Origin of the sequence: Rhodococcus sp. 114MFTsu3.1, from assembly GCF_000383555.1 — a bacterium.
Classification (GTDB): domain Bacteria; phylum Actinomycetota; class Actinomycetes; order Mycobacteriales; family Mycobacteriaceae; genus Rhodococcoides; species Rhodococcoides fascians_E.
On record NZ_KB911548.1, the window covers coordinates 139,793 to 158,937 of the forward strand.

Genomic DNA, 19,145 nt, shown 5'->3' on the forward strand with positions numbered 1-19,145 from the left:
ATCCATGCCCCGGGTACCAACACATTGCCGCTTCGAGCGGCCTCTTGCCGAGAGGCGCACTGGCGGACACTGTCAGCGGAGCCGCCCACATTCGTGTGGGCGGCTTCTCGCGTTCACCAGCCCTCGATGGGCGTAGCGGGCACGAGTTCATCTCGCCCAAGGGAGCCGGTACACTCGCACGTGCACAACTCGCCTTCGTAGCTCAGGGGATAGAGCAACCCTCTCCTAAAGGGTAGGTCGCAGGTTCGAATCCTGCCGAGGGCACTTCGGTCACTCCGCGTTCCAATGCCGTGGGCGTTCGATCCCGGCTGGAAGGCGTGTTCGTTCGTCACCCTGCGCGTAGTTCACCTGCGACTGGGTCAGAAACAGAGCACCCGAGAGATCTGTTCCCTCGACGCGTACGTCTCGCAGGTCTGCTCCGAGCAGGTCGACGCCCGTGACATCGCAGTGTCGAAGGTCCGCCGCGATGAGGCACGCGCCACGAAGATCGGCTCCGCACAGGGGCAGTCCGCGCAGGTCGATTTCAGCCAGGTCCGCGCCCGGTGTCAGCCGTCGATCCCGGCGATCCCCTTCGGCGAAGTAGCGAGACCGTATTTCAGCGCTGACGTCCATCAGAAGCACTCTCACGGTGAGATGAAGGTTCTCGACGTCGGCCGAGAGCACCTCCTCGGGACCTGATGCCGTCAGCGTGGTGATCGTGTTCGTGACGCTGCGTGCTTCGTCCGCATGATCCGGGTCGTACGTGCGCTCCCCCACTTCGGCCAGGTACCAGAGCATTTCGTGCAGTAGCTTGACGGTCGTGAACGCCGCGAACATCGACTGACGCGTGTCCGGTCGATCACGCCAGCCGACACCGCCGAAAAGACGTTGCGACACAGCCTGCCCTGCGCCGAAACAGTCGAATACCGTGCACCCACGAAAACCGCGGCTGCGAAGACTGTCGTGAACAGTGCAGGAGTGATCCGACCCGAGGTGTCGGCACGGCGCACCGACTGCCTTGTCCTCGGCGAAATCCGCCGATCGAGAAAATCCTAAAGCTGTGCAGCACAGGGCAAAACAGTTGCTGCAGTCTGCCCGCAGTTCAGCGCGGGCGCCGATGGCGGACGTGAAGGGAAGAGGTGTCGACGACATGGTGAAAGAACTCCGATGAATGGCGTTTCGGTACGGGACGGGAGCTGGGAACCCTCGATCGGGTTCCTCCCGTGGCGCACGGAATCACCACCGCGCGTGGGCGGCGTACACAGCCGTCGTGAGAGGCCTGGTTCACAGAGAATATGTGTCGATGCGCGAACGATACCAAGCCGTTCACCACTGAGGGAAGCGCGCGGTTGCGGCGTGGGCCCGTGGCGGTTACTGTAGAACATACGTTCGAATGCATTCCTTGGGGGGGACTTGTGAACGCTTCAGAAGTACTCGGTTTCGTGGCCCGTCTGCGCACCAGCGAGTTCGACGACGACGCGGCGGCGGGAATCGACCTCATCTCCGCGCTCGAGGACTTGAAGAGTGCGGGCTCCGCGCACCAAGCCACCGTCACGGACGCCGTGGCGAACAGCATTGCCGCAGAACGTAAGGCGAAGGGTCGACCGAAGGCAGAGTGGCGCAAGGGAGTCGCGTCGCAGATCGGCCTCGCCCGTCGTGAATCACCGAACAAGGGAGGCCGGCTGTTGGGCCTCGCCCGGGCCCTCGTCCACGAGATGCCCCATACCCACGCACGCCTGCGTTCGGGTGAGCTGAACGAGTGGCGAGCAACTCTGATCGCCAGAGAAACTGCGTGCTTGACCGCAGAGGACAGGCGGTCGATCGACGAGCAACTGTGCTCCGACTCGGCAACCTTGAAGAATTTGGGAGACAACGCGATCGAGCGTCGAGCCCGGGCATTGACAGCTGAACTGGACCCCGCCTCGGTGGCCAGGAGGAAAGCAAGAGCGTTCGAACAACGCCGCGCGAGCACTCGGCCGCATCCCGACTTCATGTGCGAGTTCAAGGTGATGACATCGATGGACAGAGGTGTCTCGATGTGGGCAACTCTACGAAGAGACGCCGACTCCTTGGTCGGTGTGGGGGACGAACGTCGCACCCGCGATCAGATCATGGCCGACCTCGCGTTCGAGCGCATCACCGGTACAGCGCACGCAGCCTCGGGGGCCGCGGTGTCGGTCAATCTCGTCATCTCCGACGAGACGCTGTTCGGACACGACTCGAAGCCGGCTCATCTGAGCGGCTACGGCGAGATCCCCGCGTCGATCGCACGCAAGCTCGTCGCCGACGCCGCCGCATCACCCGTGCGCACCGAGCTGCGCAAGCTGTACGCGGAACCGCTCTCCGGCGCTCTGACCGCGATGGAATCCAAGGCGCGGAGCTTTCCCACAGCGTTGGCCACGCTGATCGACGTGCGTGACCGAACGTGCCGCACACCGTGGTGCGACGCCCCGATACGTCACCGCGACCACATTCGCTCCCACGCACACGGCGGTGCAACCAGTGCGCACAACGGAGCGGGATTGTGCGCCGCGTGCAACTACGCCAAAGAAGCCGACGGGTGGACGTCCACACCGAAGCGACAGGAGCCGCGGGCGATCCACGTCTACGACTTCGAGACTCCTACCGGGCACAGGTACAGCTCTCAGGCGCCCCCGATGCCGGTCGCACGACGGTACTGCTCGTTCGTCGAACACGAGTTCGCCGAGGAATACGCGGCAAAACTGCTGGCGACGTCCCACAGAGCTGCCTGATACGTCACTCCGGGAAGGCGATGGAGCGTTCAGCGGTTACACTGGGTAACGGTGTGTGTAGCTGCACGCCAGACGTCGTGGAATGCTTCAACTTCCGCCCGGCTTCGGCCGTGTTGTCCATGTGCACCCTGCACAGGCTTTTCTTACGGCGATCGAAATTGCCCACCGGCAGTCTCGCCAACCTTGCACTCACAGGTCACAGCAGTGAACCTTGCGGTGCAGCACCATGCCCGAAAGGCGCAACCCATCACTATGACTACCTTTGCTTCACTCGGCGTGCCGAATGCACTCGCCGAGGCACTTGCAGCACAAGGCAAGACCGAGCCCTTCCCCATCCAGGCCGACACCCTTCCCGACACACTCGCCGGACGCGACGTGCTCGGACGTGGAAAGACCGGAAGCGGCAAGACCCTCGCGTTCTCCATTCCCATGGTCGCTCGCCTCGCCGGCCAGCTCGCGGGCAACCGCAAGCCCGGTCGTCCGCGTGGGCTGATCCTCGCCCCCACTCGTGAACTGGCGACCCAGATCGCCGTCGCCATCGAACCGCTGGCGGCCGCCTACAAGCTGAAGGTCACCACGATCTTCGGCGGTGTGTCCCAGGGCCGCCAGGTGTCCGCCTTGAACGCAGGCGTCGACATCGTCGTCGCCTGCCCGGGACGCCTCGAAGACCTGATGAAGCAGCGCCACGTCAGCCTCGACGGCGTGCAGATCACCGTCCTCGACGAGGCCGACCACATGGCCGATCTCGGCTTTCTTCCCGTCGTGACCCGGATCCTCGCTGCCACACCGCAGAAGGGACAGCGGTTGCTGTTCTCTGCGACGCTGGACAACGGAGTCGACAAGCTCGTCAAGCGATTCCTCACCGACCAGGTCACACACTCCGTCGACGAAGCAACGTCGCACGTCGAAGCCATGACCCACAGCGTGTTCGAGGTCGACGGTGTCGAGGCGAAGAAGAAGCTCGTTCAGCAGTTGGCGTCGGGCACCGGCCGCCGAATCCTGTTCATGCGCACCAAGCACCAGGCGCGCAAGCTTGCCAAGCAGCTCACCGAGGCGGGTATCCCGTCGGTGGACCTCCACGGCAACCTGTCTCAGGCTGCCCGTGACCGGAACCTGCTCGCGTTCTCGTCCGGCACCGCTCGAGTTCTCGTCGCTACCGACGTCGCGGCTCGCGGAGTCCACGTCGACGACGTACAGCTCGTCGTGCACGTCGACCCGCCTGCCGAGCACAAGGCCTACCTGCACCGTTCAGGCCGTACCGCCCGAGCTGGAAGCGCAGGAGACGTCGTCACCGTCGTCCTTCCCGAGCAGCGCAAGGACACTGCCGTGCTGCTTCGCAAGGCCGCGATCACGGTGACTCCCGTCCGCGTCACGGCAGATTCACCGCAGGTTGCAGAACTCGTGGGCGAGCAGGCTCGCTACGTCGAGCCCGCACCGAAGGCAGCACCGCAGCCGCAGCGTCAGGGAACCCCTCGGCCCCGCAACGGCGCACCCCGCGGCGGCAGTGCCCGTGGTGGCAGTGCTCGTGGTGGTAGTGCTCGTGGCGCCGGCCAGGGTGACCGCGCGCAGTCCGGGCAGCAGACCCGTTCGGGCCAGGCGCGTTCCGGGCAGGGCCAGCCGAGCCAGGGACGCTCCAGCCAGGGACAGCCGGATCAGCGGCAGCACGCCGCAGGCGGTGGCCGTCGTCGCCGTCCCGCGGGCCCGACGACAAGCCAGCGAACCAGGTAGTCGGACTCGACCTACCCGAAGACATGACAAGAGCACCCGACCTGGTCGGGTGCTCTTGTTGTGTGTCTTGGATCCTGGCTTACAGCGTCCGTTCGAAACAGATGGATGTCGGCGAGTCGGTGTAAGGCCCGAATCCGTCGATGCGGGAGTACCCCTCGCGCTCGTAGAAGCGAACGGCGTCGGGTTGTCCGGATCCGGTCTCCAGTTTGAGGACACGGATCCCCCGATTTCGGGCACTGGTTTCCAGCCGTCGCAGTATCGCCACCGAAGCGCCTCGTCCCCGTTCGGGAGGGATGACGTACATCCGTTTGATTTCCGCTTCGCCCTCGTCGAGCAGTCGTAGCGCCCCGCACCCGATTCCGACGTGGGTGTCGTCCCGTGCGACGACGAACACCAGGATGTCCTCGGAGGTGGGCGCCGCGCCGGGCTCGTGGTTGCTGTTGCCGTAACGCGCGTCCAGTTCAGCGCGTTGTGCTGCGCGCAGTTGCGCGCCGACGGGGGTTTCCCAGTCCTCTTCGTCGACTGTGATCACTGTGCTGTGCCTCTTTCGTTCGCAGAGCGTGAAACGCCCATCTCGGTTGCTGGCACACTGGACAAGTGACAGTCAGCCCCGCCGAGCCTCGCACGTCCGGGGCTCTATCGCCTACCGAGCTGGCTACGGCAGCGGTGATGAGCAGTTTCGCGGTCGCCCTGTCGGTCGTCGCGATTCTCGTTCCCATGGCCACAGCGCTTCAGATCGTGGCGGCCGTGCCGATGGCCGTCGTGGTGCAGCGTCACCGCACCCGAGCACTCGTGGCAGCGGCGGTTGCGGGCGTGCTCGTGGCGTTCGTCGCAGCCGGCACCACCACCGCGTTCACCGTCGCCATGTCCGCGATCCTGGGTGGCCTCGTCGGCCGGGCCAAACGGAAGAAGCAGGGGCTGCTGTCCGTTCTGGCCACGTCGATGGTGGTGGGTCCGGCAATCGGGGCAATCATGGTCGGCCTGCTGCTGATTCTGTCGCCACTGCGAGAGCTGTTTCTGCGGACCATCGAGAACACCGTGGAAGGCTTGGCCCGCTTGATGTCTCGGGCCGAATTCCTCGTCACCCCCGCGAATGTTCTGCGGGACAGCGTCGGAACCATCCTCGATCACTGGTGGTGGTGGATTCTCGGCACGACCACACTGTCGATCGTCTTCGGCGCCCTGTTCGCCTGGCTGATCCTCGGCGCCGTCCTGGATCGGCTCGCCACCATCCCGGTGATCGACCGGTTGCCCGTCGCAACGGACGGTGCCGTCGGACCACTTCCGGTACAACTGCGCGGCGTCGGATTCCGTTATCCGGACAGCACATTCGCCGCACTGGACAACATCGACCTGCGGATCGAGCTCGGTGAGTTCGTTGCCGTCGTCGGACACAACGGGTCGGGCAAATCCACACTCGCACGCATCCTCGCGGGCCGTGAGCCGACGTCGGGGACGGTGGAACGCCCGGGCACAGCCGGACTCGGACTGACCGGAGGAACGGCCGTCGTGCTGCAACGACCGGAAAGTCAGGTGCTGGGCAGCCGCGTCGCCGACGACGTCGTGTGGGGGCTTCCGCCCGGCTACGACATCGACGTCGAATCGGTACTGTCCGAAGTCGGGCTGGCAGGTCTGGGCGAGCGGGACACGTCGTCGTTGTCCGGCGGCCAGCTGCAACGACTTGCCGTGGCGTCGGCCCTGGCTCGGCGTCCCGCTCTTCTGATTGCCGACGAGGCCACCGCGATGATCGACGCGGAGGGTCGCGCGAGTCTGGTGGCATTGGTTGCGGCACTTCCGAAACGACACCCGATGTCCGTCGTGCTCGTCACGCATCAGGAGTTGGAGACGGTGGCTGCCGATCGCGTCGTACACCTGCACAGCGGGTTCCAGGTCGCGCATACACCCGATTGGATGCGCGGGCACTTCGCCTACTCCGCGGACGCTTTCCACACCGGCGCGCCCTTGATGACGTTGACCGGCGTCACCCACACCTACAACAGCCGGACACCGTGGTCTCAGGACGCGCTGCACGGCATCGATCTGTCCATCTCGAAGGGCGACGGCATTCTTGTCCTCGGCGGCAACGGATCCGGCAAGTCGACGCTGGCCTGGATTCTCGCCGGGTTGACGTCACCGTCGGCAGGCACCGCTCGTTTGGACGGACGCGACATCGCGGGCAACGTCGGTGCCGTGGGCCTGGCCTTCCAACATTCACGTCTGCAACTGCAGCGTCGAACCGTCGCCGAGGACATCGAGTCCGCAGGAGGTCCGGAGGTGGGATCCGCCAAGGTCGCGGTGGCCATGGACGCCGTCGGGCTGGATCGCACCCTTGCGGGCCGCGAGATCGACTCGCTCAGCGGCGGGCAGATGCGTCGCGTCGTGATTGCAGGCCTGATTGTCAACAAACCTCGAATTCTCGTGCTCGACGAGCCCCTTGCCGGCTTGGATCCGCCCGGCCGAACGGAGATCATCGACGTGCTCGGATCGCTGCGACGACAAGGGATTGCCATCGTGGTGATCTCGCACGACGTCGACGGAATGGATCGAATCTGCGATCGGACCGTCGTACTCGACGCCGGCAGGGTCGCGTCGTGACCACAGTCGTTCTCCGTCAGGTCCCCGGTTCCTCGCCCATCCATCGACTCTGGGCGGGAACCAAACTGCTCGCGGTGCTGCTGATCAGCATCACGATCGTCGTCGCACCGTCCTGGGCATCCATCGGACTCGTCGTCGGAGTGCTCGTCGTCGCGGCGGTGATCGGCCGAGTTCCACCGACCGCCGTTCCGCGGCCTCCGTGGTGGATCTGGGTGCTGTTTCTCGTCGGCGCACTCATCAACGTTCCGCTCGGTCTCGATGCGGTTCTGTTGTTCCTACGCTCGACCGTCTTCGCCTTCGTTCTTCTGGGGGCCTCGTTGATGATCGGGTGGACGACGTCGATGAGCGACATCGCACCCGCAGTGGCCGTACTGGTCTCGCCGCTGAAGAAGCTGAAATTGCCGGTCGACGAATGGGCCGCGACCCTGGCACTGTGTTTGCGATCGCTACCCCTGCTCATCGAAGAGATGCGCACGATGATCGCAGCCCGCAAACTCCGGCCGAAATCGGTGCTCAACAGCGCTTCGGACAACTCGATCGTCGACCTGATCACCGCGACGATGTCCATCGCCATTCGTCGGGCAACCGAGATGGGCGAAGCGATAACCGCCCGCGGCGGTACCGGCCAGATCACCGCGCACCCGAGCCGACCGGGGCTGTCCGACGCGCTGGCCCTCGCCGTCGTCGCACTGTGCTGCACCGCCGGGATCGTGCTGACGTTCGTCTAGAGCTACTCGCCGCCGATGCGTTGGGTTCGGCTGTTCAGTGCCTGCACGAACACGTCCGGGATGTCACGCGGATCCTCGGCGACGTAGCTGGTACCACCCGTCGCAGCGGCAATTCTCTGCAGCGCAACAGGATCGGCGTCGGTGGTGATACCGACGGTGACGATGACGACGGGGCGCACCGGATCCTGTTCGCGCTGCAAGGTTTCGATCAGCTGATCCAAGCTGGGGCTGCCTTCGTCCTCGTTCGTACCGTCCGTCAGCAGGATGACACTGTTGACGAAATTCGGGTCGTACCCTTCCTTGACCCGACGGAACGCAGCGAGAGTGGTGTCGTACAAACCGGTTCCGCCACCCACGATGCCTGGAAGCCCGCGGATTGCAGACAGAATCGCTTCGCGCTGTGGCAGACCGTTGAACACCGTGTCCACCGCTCCCAGGGGAACCAACTCGCGATAATCCTGTTGTCCTCCGCCGAGACCGATGGAGAACGCCCACAGTCCCATCTCGGTCTGGTCGCTGAAGAGAGCGTTGGCCCCGAGGCTTGCATCGACGGTCAGAGCTATCCGTGTCGAGTCACCGGACCGCGCCGCCATGGACCCGGATACATCCTCGACGACCAGGGTGCGAAGCGGAAGGGCCAGCACCGACCAGTCACGCAGCGTCGATTCGATGGCCAGCGGATTCTTCAACTCCAGCGACGCGACCGAACCCACACCCCTACCGTCGGCCACTGGAACACCGCTGGCCTGCCGAAAACCGGCGGCCGTCAGGGCCTCGGTGGCCGAGGTGGTCGACAGCGCCGACGCCAAGGCGGTACCGGCATCCTTGACGCGGTCGTAGTCCGGGCCTGCTGCCGCGGTGACCGCGAGCGGGTAGTTCAGGAAATAGCTGCCCGTCGGTGGAACCGACGCTTCGAGCGGGGCATCGGGATGCGCGGCGTTGTACGCGAGCACGCTCTGCTCGGTTGCAACCGACGTGCCACCCTCGGCCGCGACCTGGTCGACGAGATCCGCCGTTCCGTGCGGCAGATTCGCGATCCGGCCGTAGTCCTGAGCTTTCGGGACCAGTGCGGCAGAGACTGCCTTGGCGTCGGAGATCGCGACCTCCGATTCCGACAGAGCTCCGAGAATCGAGGCGAGGGCTCCGCTGCTGTCCAGCGGATCGCCGATCCGAAGGCCCGGATTCTGCAGCACCTCCAGCCAGGTGTTCACCGGAACCGACTCACCCGGACGCGTGACGACGACGGGCATGGTGTTGACCACCGAGGACTTGGCCACCTCGGGAAGAGCCCCGGTCGACCGGAGAGTCTTCAGCAGCCACAGCGTCGAATCAGGGATCCACAGGTCCGGACGGTTCTCGTTGTTGCCGGCAAGTTCGGTGGCCGTGTCCGTCGGCGCCTCGGCCCTGATGTCGAAATCGGTGCACCCTCGGTCGACAGGTTCCACGGTGGACAGCACGTCCGTGACGACCGGGGCGACGGTGGGATCGACTGCAACGGACACCTGCGCGACGGTGTCGCACTCGGCGCCACCTGCACGGACGGCCTGCACTCCGAAGTATCCGCCGACGACGACCACTACTGCCGTGACGACGATCGCGCCCCCCACGTACAGCGGATTTCTGCGCGTTCCCGTTCCGTGACGCCCCGACATCCCCGTGTTCCCCCAAACAGTCAGCTTCCGTTGCACGCTGCATCATGCACGACGAAGCGCGCCGAGCAAACGGCAAACCCAAAAATAGCGGGAAAATCAGCGTCCTGCGCGGCTCTTGAGAGCATTCACAAAAACGTTGGGGATTTCCGCCGGATTTCTGGCCAGAAAGCTGGTTCCGCCGGTCGCCGCGGAGATCTGCTGGAGAACCCCGGCGTCGGCGTCGTCGGTGATACCGATCGTGACGATGACGACAGGCTTGGTGGGATCCTGCTCGGCACGCAACGTCGAGAGGAGTTCGTCGAGCGAGATGCTGCCCGGGTCCTCGTTGGAACCGTCGGTGAGGATGATGACGCTGTTGATGTAATCGGGGTCGTATCCCTCTTTGACCTGGCGGAACGCCGCGAGCGCCGTGTCGTACAGGCCTGTTCCGCCGCCCACGAGGCCCGGGAGCGTGCGCGTCGCCTGCAGCAGAAGGTCACGCTGCGACGTGCCGTTCACGTCCTCGTCGAGCCGACGAATCGGAACCAACTCGCGGTAGTCCTGGTCTCCCCCACCGAGGCCGACCGAGAAGGCCCACAACCCCAGCGCGGCGTTGTTCGGGAACAACCGATTGCCGGTATCGCTGGCCTGCACGGTGAGCCCGATACGGGTGTCCGCACCCGCGCTGTACCCCATCGACCCCGACACGTCCTCCATCACGAGGGTGCGCGACGGCAGGGCCAGAACCTGGTAGCGACGCAGGGTCTCCTCGGCAGTCTGCTGGTCGGCGATGGTCAACGCCTCGATGTCCCCGACGCCACGGCCGTCGCTGAGCGGAGTGCCGTCGGGTGCTCGGAATCCGGCGTCGGACAGAGCTTGCAACCCCGTCTCCGACGCCAGGGCCTCCGCCACGGCGAGCCCGACGGCCTTCGCGCCCTCGACGCGATCGTCGGCCGGTTCGGTCACGGCCAGCGGAAAGTTGAGAAAGAAACTGCCGGTGGGGGGCGTCGTCGTGCCGAGTTCGGCGCCGGTGGATTTCTGGAAGTCGAGGTACGACTGCTCGGACACCACCGACACTCCGCCGTCGGCGACCATCTCCTCCAGACGCACCGTCGGATCTGCTTCACCGCGGGTAGCGGCCTGCGCCTGCGCGATCGGCACCAGCGCGGCCGACACCGAATCCACGGCGTCCGCGTCGGAGCCCGCCTCCGAGAGCGCCCCGAGAATGGCAGCGTCGGAGATGGTGTTGGTCAACGGATTTCCGATGCGCAGACTCTTCAGCTGCAGAGCCGTCAACCAGGAGTCGAAGAACGGAACCTCGTCCTTGCGTGCGGCGATCACCGCCGGGGAACTCGCCACCGACTGGCTTGCTACATCCACCAGCGAACCCGTCGCGCGCACGGCCTTTCCCACCCACAGTGCGGAATCCGGGATCCACAACGACGGCGCATCCGCACCCATCGACACTGCAGCCGACGCCGTGCCGGAATCGGTCGCGGTGACCTCCACCGTCGCGCACCCGAGATCCTCGGCCGAGGTGTCGTCGACGACCTGCTGGACCACTCCTGCGATAGCAGGGTCCGCGGCCAGGGAGTACGTGGCCGGATCCGTGCAATCGGAACCGAAGGCCTTCTGCGCCGCGAACACTCCACCGCCGACGACGAGCAGGAGAACGACGGCGATGATCCCGTACTTCACCGCCGGAACGGCGCTTGCACCCGACGCGGGGGCACTGTGTCTACCAGGGGCACTGTGTCTGCCGGGCATGGAAAGGCCTCTCCGTTGTCAGGCGTACAGCGATTCGAAGGTCTTCATCGAGTTCTCGATGTCACCCTTCAGCGCCCGAGCGACGCCGGAGCCTATCGGGCCGAACAAGGGGGCACCGCCGAGCTCGACGTCCAGCGTCAGGTCGGAGCCGCCGCTCTTGCCCTCCGCGACCGACAACACCAGCCCGATCTTCACTCCGCCCTTGCCGTTGCCCTTCAACTTCAGCTTCTTCGGCGGGTCGTAGCTCTCGATGGTCCACCGGACGCGGTTACGCATCCCTTTCACCGACGCGACGGACTCCAGAGTGGTGCCGACGGACAGTTGTTCCGGCAGGTCGGAGCGCCATCCCTCGTGGATGGACAACCACTTGTCGTAGTCGGCGAGATCGGACGCATGAGTCCACGCAGTCTCGGGGTCGAGCGGGACGTTGACGGTTACCTTCAGCTTGGCCACGGAAGGGATCGTAACCAAACGCGTCAACCCCGATGTGTGAGGCAGACCTCACCGGGGCCCGCGGAGTTGTGATAGCTACCAGCTCCCACCCCCGCACACACTGCAGTCCCCCGCACAGGCTGCAACCTGTGCGAGGGACTGGAAGGTGTGCGGGAGCAGAACGAAATCGCGCGTCGTACAACACAATCGAGTTATCCCCAGGATCGTTCATCCACAGCTATCGCGAACGCGCCCGATCGACCACGATCGTCGCCATGCGATTCGACGAGGACCCGTTGCTGATGCGTAGCCAGCTCGTGCGCACCGGAACGTCGGACAGCGAGATACGGACCGCGACCAGGAACGGGACGATGAAGCGAATCCGACGCGGCGCATTCGCCGATTCGTCGGCGCTCCAGGCTCTGGGGCCCGAGGATCGCCACGTTCTCCGGACGCGGGCGCACGCGAACGCCGCCGGTGGCCGACTCGTCGTGAGTCACCAGTCCGCTGCCCTGGTCCACGGGATCGCACTGTGGGCCCCGGATCTGCAGCGTGTTCATTTCACCGTCGGTCGTAGCGGTGGTGGCCGTAAGACCGGTGGGCGGCACGTTCATCCCGCACCTCTCGAGTATCTGAAACCTGGGCAGACACCGGCTGCTGCTGTGGTCGCCGAGAAGAAGCGCGAGGACGCGCTGCGAGCGCACGGTTGGATCGTTCTCCGGTTGACGTGGTCCGACCTCGAGAACCCCGACAGGCTGGTGTCCAAGCTGCGAGCGTCGATCGAGCTCGCAGCCGCACTCCCCACCCCACGCACCGTGGTCCGGCGGTCGGCAAGGTGACCCCCTTCCCGCACACACTGCAGTCCCCCGCACAGGCTGCAACCTGTGCGAGGGACTGGAAGGTGTGCGAGAGAGATGGAACCCTCAGTGGGCGGTGGCTTTCTCCGCACCGATACCGGTGAGTGAGCGAACCTCCATCTCGGCTTGCTTGGCGCGGCTCTCGCTGTCCTTCGACAGCAGCGTACCGACGATTCCCAGCACGAATGCGAGTGGGATGGAGACGATTCCGGGGTTGGACAACGGGAACCAGGCGAAGTCCGAGCCGGGGATCATCGCGGTCTTGGATCCGGACACGGCCGGGGAGAAGACGATGAGCACGAGCGTCGAGATGAGGCCGCCGTACATGCTGCACAGTGCGCCGGTGGTGTTGAAGCGACGCCAGAACAGCGAGTACACGATGGTCGGCAGGTTCGCCGCGGCAGCGACCGCGAAGGCGAGTGCGACGAGGAACGCGATGTTCTGACCGTTCGCCAGGATGCCGAGGCCGATGGCGAGTGCACCGATCACGACGGCGGTGATGCGCGAGACCTTGACCTGCTTCTTCTCGTCGACATCGCCCTTCTTGATGACGCTGGCGTAGATGTCGTGAGCGAAGGACGCCGACGCGGTGATGGTCAGGCCGGCGACCACGGCGAGGATCGTCGCGAAGGCGACCGCCGAGATGACACCGAGCAGGATGACGCCACCGAGCTCGAAGGCCAACAGCGGTGCCGCGGAGTTCTGTCCGCCTGCCGACGCCAGGATGCGGTCCGGTCCGACGATTGCTGCGGCTCCGTAGCCGAGCACCAGGGTGAAGAGGTAGAACGCGCCGATGAGTGCGATGGCCCAGACGACGCTGCGACGAGCTTCCTTCGCGGTGGGGACGGTGTAGAAGCGCATGAGAACGTGTGGGAGACCAGCAGTTCCGAGCACGAGTGCGATACCGAGTGACAGGAAGTTGAGCTTGGACATGTTGCTGCCGCCGTACTGAGCGCCCGGCTCGAGAACCTGGCGGGCTGCGACTGCATCATCGGCGGAGCCGGTGATCGTTTCCTGTGCACTACCGAGCAGCTCGGAGATGTTGAAGCCGAACTTCGCGAGAACGAGCACCGTCATGAACAGTGCACCGGCGATGAGCAGAACCGCCTTGATGATCTGGACCCACGTGGTGCCCTTCATGCCGCCGACGAGGACGTAGACGATCATCAACACACCGACGACGGCGATGACGATGGACTGCCCGGTGCGGTCGGAGATGTCGAGCAGGAGTGCGACGAGTCCGCCTGCGCCCGCCATCTGCGCGAGGAGGTAGAACAGCGACACCGTCAGCGTCGACAGCGCGGCCGCGGTGCGCACCGGACGTTGCTTGAGGCGGAAGCTCAACACGTCGGCCATCGTGAATTTGCCTGTGTTGCGGAGCAACTCGGCCACGAGCAGCAGCGCGACGAGCCAGGCGACGAGGAAGCCGATGGAGTAGAGGAAGCCGTCGTACCCGTAGACGGCGATGGCGCCCGCGATGCCGAGGAAGCTTGCCGCGGAGAGGTAGTCGCCTGCGATGGCGACGCCGTTCTGTGGTCCGGAGAATCCGCCACCGGCGGTGAAGAACTCGGAGGCGGTCGCGTTCTTCTTCGAGGCGCGGATGACGACGAACATCGTGACGGCGACGAACGCTCCGAAGATCGCGATGTTGACGAGTGGTTCGCCGACGGTGGTGTCTGCGGCTTGCGCCAGGACGTTCATCGCTTGGCCTCCTGGGACGCGATCATGTCGTTGCGCAGTGCCTCGGCGCGCGGGTCGAGTTCACGGTTCGCGAAACGAACGTAGATGCCCGTGATCGCGAAGGTGGTGACGAACTGCCCCAGTCCGAGGAGCAGGCCGACGTTGACGTTGCCCCACACAGGGGTGGACATGAAGTCGTGCGCGTAGTTGCTCAGCAGCACGTAGACGATGTACCAGATCAGGAAGAACGCGGTCATCGGGAAGACGAAGCTGCGCAGGCGTCGACGCAGTTCCTGAAATTCCGGGCTTGCTTGCATGTCGATGAACGCTTGCTCGTCCGGTGGTGGAGATGTGTCCGGTGTTGTCACGAAAGTGCTCCCTCGTCGTGGCGTCACGGAGTGTGACGGAAGATCTGGACTGAGAGTAGTGAGATGGGGATCACAAAAGAACGTGGTGGCGTCGGTCACACGTTCAGCTGCGTAGGTCTGCGCCGAACGGTTGTCTCACCGCGACAAACGGCCGAGGTGTCAGAGTTCGCGCTCGCGGTCCTTGCCGACACCCAGGCGTTCGGGAGCGTGCAATCGGGTGAAGATGCCGCCGATGTCGACGGGAACCGTCCGCGATGTCGCCTTGCTGACCAGGTACATCAACCCGAAAGCGAGGGGCACGCTGACAGCGGCCGGGTACCCGAGGACGGTCGCCGCCCATCCCCCGAACCATGCCTCCGGAATTCCGAACACCGACAGCGACGCTGCCACGAGCGAGACGGTTCCGCCGCCGATCAGCCCGGCTGCTGCACCGGCCGCAGTCAGTCCGCGCCACCAGATGCCCAGCACGAGGAGGGGGCACAGCGTCGACGCGGCAACCGCGAACACCAGCCCCACCGTGCGGGACAGATCGAGCGACGCGAGCCCGAGGGACATCGCCAGCGGCACGGCTCCCGCGAGCACCGCTGCGATGCGGAAGTCTCGGACGCGTCCACGCAGTACATCGGTGCTGAGCACCCCGGCGATGCTCACCAACAGACCCGACGACGTCGACAGGAACGCCGCGATGGCCCCGGCGGCGACGAGAGCGGCCAGGAGTTGGCCTCCCACACCGGACAACACCGACCCGGGGAGCAGCAGTACCGCCGCGTCGGAGTTCCCGGTGATCAACAACTGCGGAACGTACAGACGCGCGAAGACTCCCAGCAGAGTCGGAAAGAGATAGAACAAGCCGAGCAGACCGAGGACCGTCAGCGACGTCACTCGCGCGGCACGACCGTCGGGATTGGTGTAGAACCGCACGAGCACGTGAGGCAAACCGAGGGTGCCGAGGAACGTCGCCAGAATGAGCGAATACACCTGGTACAGCGGATGCATGCCGCCGAGCCCGCCACCGGGCATCGCCCACTGACGGTCCGTCGTCGGTGCGCCCGCCACGACGGGAACGGCCGAACCCGCGTCGAGCACCAGGGACGTTCCCTCGGACAACTCGTGCGTGCCTGCACCCAGCACCACCGCGCCGTCGACGCTGTCACCGTCGAGAGTGCCGCTGATGAGCGCGCCGATCGGTGAATCCACCTGAACGAGAACATCGGTGTTGATCTCGACCGTCGTCACCCGGTCCACCGTCGGTGGCGCCGGACTACCGACCGCACGATCGTCGGCGAAGAAGTGCACGGCAAGCACGAGGGCCGGAACAGCGACGGCCGTCAGCTTCAACCAGTACTGGAAGGCCTGCACGAACGTGATGGAGCGCATGCCTCCACCGACGACGTTGGCGATGACGATGAACCCGACGACCGCCGCGCCCACCCACCCGGGAACTCCCAGCAAGATATTGAGAGTGAGGCCCGCACCCTGAAACTGCGGCACGAGGTACAGAGCGCAGATGACCACGACGACGAACATCGCGAGGGTGCGCAATCGCCCGGAGCCCAGTCGGAACTCGGCGAAATCGGGAACGGTGTAGGCGCCGCTGCGCCGAAGCGGCGCGGCAACGAACAGCAGCAGACCCAGATACCCGGCAGTGAAACCGATCGGATACCACAGGGCGTCGGCACCGTACTTCGCGATGAGGCCGGCGACCCCGAGAAACGATGCAGCCGAAAGGTATTCGCCGGAGATGGCGGCCGCATTCCATTTCGGCCCCACGGTGCGTGACGCGACGAGGAAGTCCGACGTGGTGCGGGCCAGGCGCACGCCGTACACACCGATGGCGACGGTCGCGGCGGCAGCGATCAGCAACGCTCCCACCGTGAGCCACGGCACCCCCGTCATGATCAGTCGTCCACCAGGTCGAGGAATTGCTGCTCGATGCGCTCGGAGCGGCGGACGTGGATCCAGCCGACACCCAGCAGCAACGGGTAGACCGCGACCCCGAGCACGACCCACGGCAACCGAACTCCGAACACCACGGCGTCGGAGAACGCGGGAACGAGCAGGCCCAGCAACGGAATCGAGAACAGTACGGCGAGCGTCACCACGGCGAGGCGGATCGACAGCAGCAGTTGAGCGCGAACGAGGCCGCGCACCATGGCGTCGCCGACCTCGGTGTGTTCCTGCACTTCCACCCGTGTTCTGACGATCCGGGCGCCGCGCCTGCGGGCAAGGACCACGCGTTCACGCGGGTTCCGACCGGGCTCCGTCACCGATTCGACCAGGATTGCAGCGGGCCGCGGACGAGACGATCCTTGAGTGCCCGGGTGTGACGCCTGCTCACCGGGAGTTCGACGGCCGCGAGGTCTCCGTGGCGTCGGAGGCACACCACGAGCCCCGATCCGACGCTCTTGATGCCCGTCACCAACGACAGGGACACCAGGTAGGACCGGTGCACTCGGAGGAAACCGACTTCTGCCCAACGACTTTCGAGGGTGGAGATAGGGATCCGCACGAGGTGAGAGCCTGTGGAGGTGTGCAGCCGGGCGTAATCGCCGTCCGCTTCCACCCACCCCACGCTCGCACGTTGCACGAGCGTCGTCGTGCCGCCGAGCTCGACCGGGATGATCTCGTCCCCTGTAGCCGGTTCCTGACCCTCCAGTCGTCGGCCCGCGGCGGTGATTCGGCGCAGAGATTCCGCCAGACGGTCCTCGCGCAAGGGTTTGAGCAGGTAGTCGACGGCGCCGAGGTCGAATGCGGCCAGTGCTCGGTCGTCGTGGGCGGTGACGAACACGACCGCCGGTGGACGCACGAAGTTCGAGAGGATCCCGGCGAGCTCCAACCCGTCGAGACCGGGCATGTTGATGTCGAGGAACACTGCGTCGATCGCCGGGTAGGACGCGTCGACCGGATGTTGCAGTCGTCGCAGTGCCGTCGTGGCGTCCGACGCGACGAAGACCTCGGCCACCGAATCCTGCGCGTTCAGCAGAAAAGCCAACTCGTCGAGCGCCGGCTTCTCGTCGTCGACTGCGAGCACAACAAGACCGGTCATCACCGCATCATCCCAGACATCCAGCGCTGCCGACCACGGCGGTCATGCCCGAATCCCCGCTTTGAACTTGGGAACCCGCATGCTGACCTTCGTTCCGGCACCCATGCCCGTGTCCACGACGAGACCGTAGTCGTTGCCGAACGCCGCGCGCAGTCGATCGTCCACATTGGACAGACCCACGTGCGCGGCCTCGTCGGAGTCCAGCGTTCCCGATCGCAGCAGTTCCGGATCCATTCCGACGCCGTCGTCCTCGACGCTGATGAGGCAGTCGGTTCCCTCGTCGGCCGCGACGATGGTGATGGTGCCGCCACCGGCGCGACCCGCGATCCCGTGCCGCACCGCGTTCTCGACCAGGGGCTGCAGCGCGAGAAACGGCAGTGCGACGTTCAGTACCTCGGGCGCGACCTGCAACGTGACCTGCAGAGTGTCGCCGAAGCGTGCCCGCTCGAGCGTCAGGTACCGATCGATGTTGCGTAGTTCGTCGGACAGGACGGTGAACTCGCCGGAGTTACGGAACGAGTAGCGGGTGAAATCCGCGAACTCCAGCACCAGCTCTCGTGCTCTGTCGGGATCGGTACGGACGAACGAGGCGACCGTGCCGAGAGCGTTGTAGATGAAGTGCGGGCTGATCTGAGCGCGCAGTGCTCGGACTTCGGCGCGGTCGAGGCGTGCACGCGAGGCGTCGAGTTCGGCCAACTCGATCTGCCCGCAGGCGTAGCGGGCGACCTCGCCGACGGCTCCGAGCATGCCCGGTCCGGGCGTCGACGTGGTGACGACACCGAGAACCCCGACGACACCGACGTCCTCGACGAGCAACGGTTGGACCACCACGGTGCGCCACGTGGCACCCGCAGGCGCGGTGATCAGAATTCGGCGCTGCCCGCCGACTGCCCGCGCGGCCGCCTCGAGGAACTGCCCGACCACCTCCTCGAAGGGACCGTTCCACGCCAGCAGGTGCGCGTCGGCGTCGGCGACGCCGAGTGCGTCGCCACCGGTGAGCGCGCGCAGATGAGGCGCGGCCTCGGCCGCGGACTGGGTGTCCAGGCCGCGGCGCAGCGGGCGGGCTGCCAACGATGCGGTATGCAGCGTCGCGTGGACCGCGCGCTCCTCGGGCGTCGTCAGATCCCGCCGTCCCCGCAGACTGATCACGGCGACGGCAACGATCGCGCAGGCCACGATGACCGCGAACCACATCAGAGCCGAGGTCATTCGGGTTGGCGCTCGGCATCGAGTTGGGTCAGCAGCGTCTTGGGCGCCACCGTCCGGTACGCATCCTCCACGATGTCCGCGATGTCCTCCCAGTCCTGCGGCACGTCGAGGTAGACGCCGATCCACCCTCGCCCGCCGAAGTACGGGGGTACGTAGAAGCGGGTGCTGTCCTTCGCAACCCAGGCTTGCTGCGCCCCGGCCGGGGCGGCGGCGACGAATCCGACGCGGTCGTCGTGGTGATGATCGGAGAACATCGCGAACTGTGGAGACTTTCTGACGAACCAGGACGGTTCGCCGTGGCTGATGCGCTCGGTGGCCTCGGGAAGCGCCAGGCACAGCGCCCGCACCATCGTCAGTGGGTTCGGATCCATG

General features: G+C 65.6%; 17 protein-coding genes and 1 tRNA gene. 6 read left to right on the plus strand and 12 right to left on the minus strand.

The genetic code is table 11. The features are described from left to right. Positions 1 to 191: 191 nt before the first annotated feature. Positions 192 to 264, plus strand: a tRNA-Arg gene (locus H292_RS0110930). 6 nt (positions 265 to 270) lie between these two features. Here H292_RS0110930 and H292_RS0110935 read toward each other — a convergent pair. Then, entirely contained in the window at positions 271 to 876 is a 606-nt protein-coding gene (locus H292_RS0110935) for a pentapeptide repeat-containing protein (RefSeq protein WP_020111457.1), read from the minus strand. 518 nt (positions 877 to 1,394) lie between these two features. Between H292_RS0110935 and H292_RS0110940 the strand changes: the two genes are divergently transcribed. After that, positions 1,395 to 2,732, plus strand: coding sequence for an HNH endonuclease (locus H292_RS0110940; RefSeq protein ID WP_020111458.1), 1,338 nt, complete (start codon positions 1,395 to 1,397; stop codon positions 2,730 to 2,732). A gap of 252 nt (positions 2,733 to 2,984) precedes the next feature. Then, entirely contained in the window at positions 2,985 to 4,460 is a 1,476-nt protein-coding gene (locus H292_RS27090) for a DEAD/DEAH box helicase (protein WP_051127748.1), read from the plus strand. Positions 4,461 to 4,539: 79 nt separating this feature from the next. On the opposite strand, the gene H292_RS0110950 is transcribed toward H292_RS27090, so the two are convergent. Beyond that, on the minus strand, positions 4,540 to 4,992 hold the full coding sequence (locus H292_RS0110950) for a GNAT family N-acetyltransferase (RefSeq protein ID WP_019664439.1): 453 nt from the start codon (positions 4,990 to 4,992) through the stop codon (positions 4,540 to 4,542). Positions 4,993 to 5,057: 65 nt separating this feature from the next. Between H292_RS0110950 and H292_RS0110955 the strand changes: the two genes are divergently transcribed. Both H292_RS0110955 and H292_RS0110960 read left to right on the plus strand, forming a co-directional pair. Then, complete coding sequence (locus H292_RS0110955) at positions 5,058 to 7,055, plus strand: ATP-binding cassette domain-containing protein (RefSeq protein WP_027498756.1); 1,998 nt, start codon at positions 5,058 to 5,060, stop codon at positions 7,053 to 7,055. Continuing rightward, positions 7,052 to 7,783 carry an energy-coupling factor transporter transmembrane component T family protein gene (locus H292_RS0110960; RefSeq protein WP_019664437.1) on the plus strand — a complete coding sequence of 244 codons (732 nt, stop codon included), beginning with the start codon at positions 7,052 to 7,054 and terminating at the stop codon, positions 7,781 to 7,783. Before H292_RS0110955 ends, H292_RS0110960 begins: the two co-directional genes overlap by 4 nt. A gap of 2 nt (positions 7,784 to 7,785) precedes the next feature. Here the strand turns inward: H292_RS0110960 and H292_RS0110965 are convergent, their stop codons facing one another. The 3 genes from H292_RS0110965 to H292_RS0110975 form a co-directional block, all read right to left on the minus strand. Beyond that, the gene (locus H292_RS0110965) at positions 7,786 to 9,435 is read right to left on the minus strand and encodes a substrate-binding domain-containing protein (RefSeq protein WP_020111461.1); all 1,650 of its coding nucleotides are present in this window, start codon (positions 9,433 to 9,435) and stop codon (positions 7,786 to 7,788) included. 96 nt (positions 9,436 to 9,531) lie between these two features. Then, positions 9,532 to 11,181: a VWA domain-containing protein gene (locus H292_RS0110970; protein WP_442978560.1), complete on the minus strand. Its 1,650-nt coding sequence runs from the start codon at positions 11,179 to 11,181 to the stop codon at positions 9,532 to 9,534. An 18-nt stretch (positions 11,182 to 11,199) separates the two neighbouring features. Then, entirely contained in the window at positions 11,200 to 11,634 is a 435-nt protein-coding gene (locus H292_RS0110975) for a type II toxin-antitoxin system Rv0910 family toxin (RefSeq protein ID WP_019664434.1), read from the minus strand. A 254-nt stretch (positions 11,635 to 11,888) separates the two neighbouring features. Here H292_RS0110975 and H292_RS0110980 point away from each other — a divergent pair, with 254 nt between their 5' ends. After that, complete coding sequence (locus tag H292_RS0110980; protein WP_020111463.1) at positions 11,889 to 12,452, plus strand: hypothetical protein; 564 nt, start codon at positions 11,889 to 11,891, stop codon at positions 12,450 to 12,452. A gap of 84 nt (positions 12,453 to 12,536) precedes the next feature. Here H292_RS0110980 and H292_RS0110985 read toward each other — a convergent pair whose 3' ends face one another. The 7 genes from H292_RS0110985 to H292_RS0111015 all read right to left on the minus strand — a co-directional run bounded on the left by H292_RS0110985 (position 12,537) and on the right by H292_RS0111015 (position 19,144). Beyond that, positions 12,537 to 14,171 (minus strand): solute symporter family protein, encoded by a 1,635-nt coding sequence (locus H292_RS0110985; RefSeq protein ID WP_019664432.1) that lies wholly within the window; start codon positions 14,169 to 14,171, stop codon positions 12,537 to 12,539. Continuing rightward, positions 14,168 to 14,467: a DUF485 domain-containing protein gene (locus tag H292_RS0110990; RefSeq protein WP_019664431.1), complete on the minus strand. Its 300-nt coding sequence runs from the start codon at positions 14,465 to 14,467 to the stop codon at positions 14,168 to 14,170. Before H292_RS0110990 ends, H292_RS0110985 begins: the two co-directional genes overlap by 4 nt. Before the next feature lie 210 nt (positions 14,468 to 14,677). Continuing rightward, complete coding sequence (locus H292_RS0110995) at positions 14,678 to 16,414, minus strand: sodium/solute symporter (protein ID WP_020111464.1); 1,737 nt, start codon at positions 16,412 to 16,414, stop codon at positions 14,678 to 14,680. Positions 16,415 to 16,416: 2 nt separating this feature from the next. Next, positions 16,417 to 16,785, minus strand: coding sequence for a hypothetical protein (locus H292_RS0111000; protein WP_019664429.1), 369 nt, complete (start codon positions 16,783 to 16,785; stop codon positions 16,417 to 16,419). Next, on the minus strand, positions 16,782 to 17,564 hold the full coding sequence (locus H292_RS0111005) for a LytR/AlgR family response regulator transcription factor (RefSeq protein WP_020111465.1): 783 nt from the start codon (positions 17,562 to 17,564) through the stop codon (positions 16,782 to 16,784). Before H292_RS0111005 ends, H292_RS0111000 begins: the two co-directional genes overlap by 4 nt. 42 nt (positions 17,565 to 17,606) lie before the next feature. Then, complete coding sequence (locus tag H292_RS0111010) at positions 17,607 to 18,758, minus strand: sensor histidine kinase (protein WP_371828072.1); 1,152 nt, start codon at positions 18,756 to 18,758, stop codon at positions 17,607 to 17,609. 11 nt (positions 18,759 to 18,769) lie between these two features. After that, positions 18,770 to 19,144: an MmcQ/YjbR family DNA-binding protein gene (locus H292_RS0111015; RefSeq protein ID WP_026347670.1), complete on the minus strand. Its 375-nt coding sequence runs from the start codon at positions 19,142 to 19,144 to the stop codon at positions 18,770 to 18,772. Position 19,145 lies beyond the last annotated feature (1 nt).

Excerpts from the sequence above, each read along its gene's own strand:
- H292_RS27090 (WP_051127748.1), top strand. The coding sequence starts at position 2,985 with ATGACTACCTTTGCTTCACTCGGCGTGCCGAATGCACTCGCCGAGGCA.
- H292_RS0110985 (WP_019664432.1), bottom strand. The coding sequence starts at position 14,171 with ATGAACGTCCTGGCGCAAGCCGCAGACACCACCGTCGGCGAACCACTC.
- H292_RS0110965 (WP_020111461.1), bottom strand. The coding sequence starts at position 9,435 with ATGTCGGGGCGTCACGGAACGGGAACGCGCAGAAATCCGCTGTACGTG.
- H292_RS0111015 (WP_026347670.1), bottom strand. The coding sequence starts at position 19,144 with ATGGATCCGAACCCACTGACGATGGTGCGGGCGCTGTGCCTGGCGCTT.
- H292_RS0110990 (WP_019664431.1), bottom strand. The coding sequence starts at position 14,467 with ATGCAAGCAAGCCCGGAATTTCAGGAACTGCGTCGACGCCTGCGCAGC.
- H292_RS0110995 (WP_020111464.1), bottom strand. The coding sequence starts at position 16,414 with ATGACGGGGGTGCCGTGGCTCACGGTGGGAGCGTTGCTGATCGCTGCC.
- H292_RS0111005 (WP_020111465.1), bottom strand. The coding sequence starts at position 17,564 with ATGACCGGTCTTGTTGTGCTCGCAGTCGACGACGAGAAGCCGGCGCTC.
- H292_RS0111010 (WP_371828072.1), bottom strand. The coding sequence starts at position 18,758 with ATGTGGTTCGCGGTCATCGTGGCCTGCGCGATCGTTGCCGTCGCCGTG.
- H292_RS0110970 (WP_442978560.1), bottom strand. The coding sequence starts at position 11,181 with ATGCCCGGCAGACACAGTGCCCCTGGTAGACACAGTGCCCCCGCGTCG.
- H292_RS0110980 (WP_020111463.1), top strand. The coding sequence starts at position 11,889 with ATGCGATTCGACGAGGACCCGTTGCTGATGCGTAGCCAGCTCGTGCGC.